The organism is Brumimicrobium salinarum (assembly GCF_002844555.1).
GTDB classification, from domain to species: domain Bacteria; phylum Bacteroidota; class Bacteroidia; order Flavobacteriales_D; family Crocinitomicaceae; genus Brumimicrobium; species Brumimicrobium salinarum.
Window position 1 is genome coordinate 1 of the sequence record NZ_PJNI01000045.1, and the last position, 2,068, is coordinate 2,068.

Sequence of the window (2,068 nt, forward strand, 5' to 3'; positions counted from 1 at the left end):
AAAAAAGCGTGCTGACACACGCTCTTTATATAGACGTAGATAATCAATTTGTCAGATGAGATACATTTTACGCAATCTAAGTAATTGTATTTACCTACATGCGGTTACAAAGATAACTAAATTTTATTGTAGGGATAAATTTATTATTATGAAAAATGAAAATCAAAAGTCATTGAAATCATTTGAAACAAATGATGAAGTGGCAACAGAAAATGTTAAAGGAGGTATAAACATGGGGGCTAACATTGATCAACAAATGGATGCTTATTGGGAACTATACGATTTAGGGTTCTACGATGACGACAGAAACAGACCATAGTTTAAAAACCTAGGTCAGGTTTTAATTACCCGACCTAGGTTTACTACTCTATTAACCCTTATTTTTAATGAAACTAAATTTCACCACGATGTTTCTGTTTATAACTATTTTTTCTTACTCGCAAGAAAAAACATTCTATTTACAACAGAAACGAGTTGATAAAAACTCATTAAAGGTAAGAATAGAAGACCAAAATCTAAATTTAAATTATGCTGACTTTATTGAATTAAACCCAAAACCAAAGGGTTACTTTTGGATAAGTCTAAAGAACTTGGACTCTTTATTATTAAATCTTGAAACATTCGTAAAAACAGATACATTTTATTTCGAAGTACGAACCCAATCTTTTGATGAAACCATAATTAAAGCAGACATTATTAGAAAGGAGTCACATGATACGATGCATGTTGTGGACTTTCATTTTGTTAATGGAGAATTATATACAATACAGAAGTCCGTAAATAACCTTAAAAACAAATACATCTCCACAAATAATACAAATACTATAATTAATTCCAAAGCAGAACTTCTATATTCCGATATATTAGGGCTTCCCATTATAGAAGTACGAGATTCTATTTTTATCTATAATAAGAAAAAAGTAGAATTTTTGATGGTTAAAAATGAATATAGAGCCAGATTTCATGGTTTTATCGGGGAATATAATGAAAAGTATTTTTTTAAAAACACATTTTTCTACAACCTTCTTGATGAAATTTCTGTTTACAGTAAAGAAATTGAACTAGAAACTTATATTGATATTTTTTATGATTCAAGTTCTATGCACTTCGTTTCTCAGAATTATTCAAATTTAAGTCCATTAAGAGGCTTACCAGTCTATCTGTTTTATTCTCCAAATCATAAATTTGCTGGAAGAAAATATCATAAACATAAGAATACGAGTATAGCCAATTTAGATCCGGAAACGGCACAAGTGTTTAAATTTTTGAAAGGATCAAATGGCTTTATGGGGCTGTTAGGACTCTTGGAAGAGTCAAGAATGGATGCTTACTTATTAGATTCTATGTTGATAACCTTTGACTTCAACAAATCAGAAATAAATTATTATATCAATGAGCAAAAAATTAATAGTAAGAAAATAGAATTAAGCGATTTGTGGTACAGAAATGAGTTTTATACAGATGAAGTGAGAAAGAAAGGTTACTTTTTATTTAGAAAAGGTAACTCCCAAGTAATATTAGAAATTAATTACTTAACTGCTGAGACAAAAGAAATGCCACTATTGAGTGGCATACATGGCTTATATCATTGGGAAGTGAATGATGGCAGGCTCTATATTCTTAAAAAAGAAAACCCTACGTCATGGAAAAGGATACTTTATTCGTACAATATCAACGATATCAGGATTAATTAAAATCTAATATGAAGTTTCCTAACTATCGCCAACTGGACATCATGGATTGCGGTCCAACATGCCTTCGCATGATCGCAAAGCACTATGGTCGCACCATATCCTTGCAAAAACTTCGCGCCATTTCTGAGACTACTCGTGAAGGCTCTACCCTAAAAAATATTGCTGAAGCTGCAGAAAACATTGGTTTTCGTTCTTTAGGTGTGAAAATTGATTTTGAAAAACTCAAAAAAGACGCACCACTGCCTTGTATCGTTTTTTGGCAACAACGACATTTTGTTGTGGTCTATAAAATAACCAAAAAACAAGTTTTCGTTGCTGATCCAAGACACGGCTTAATTCTAACAAGCAAATCAAAAATATAGAGCAATTTCCAT

General features: G+C 31.1%; 3 protein-coding genes. All 3 read left to right on the plus strand.

Annotated features, from left to right (window positions below):
* Positions 1-148: 148 nt before the first annotated feature.
* The 3 genes from CW751_RS15500 to CW751_RS15045 all read left to right on the plus strand — a co-directional run bounded on the left by CW751_RS15500 (position 149) and on the right by CW751_RS15045 (position 2,056).
* A complete protein-coding gene (locus CW751_RS15500) occupies positions 149-319 on the plus strand; it encodes a hypothetical protein (RefSeq protein ID WP_165779338.1) in 171 nt (56 codons plus the stop codon).
* Between the two features lie 67 nt (positions 320-386).
* Complete coding sequence (locus tag CW751_RS15040) at positions 387-1,694, plus strand: hypothetical protein (protein WP_133122252.1); 1,308 nt, start codon at positions 387-389, stop codon at positions 1,692-1,694.
* Between the two features lie 8 nt (positions 1,695-1,702).
* Positions 1,703-2,056, plus strand: coding sequence for a cysteine peptidase family C39 domain-containing protein (locus CW751_RS15045; protein ID WP_101335841.1), 354 nt, complete (start codon positions 1,703-1,705; stop codon positions 2,054-2,056).
* Positions 2,057-2,068: the final 12 nt, after the last annotated feature.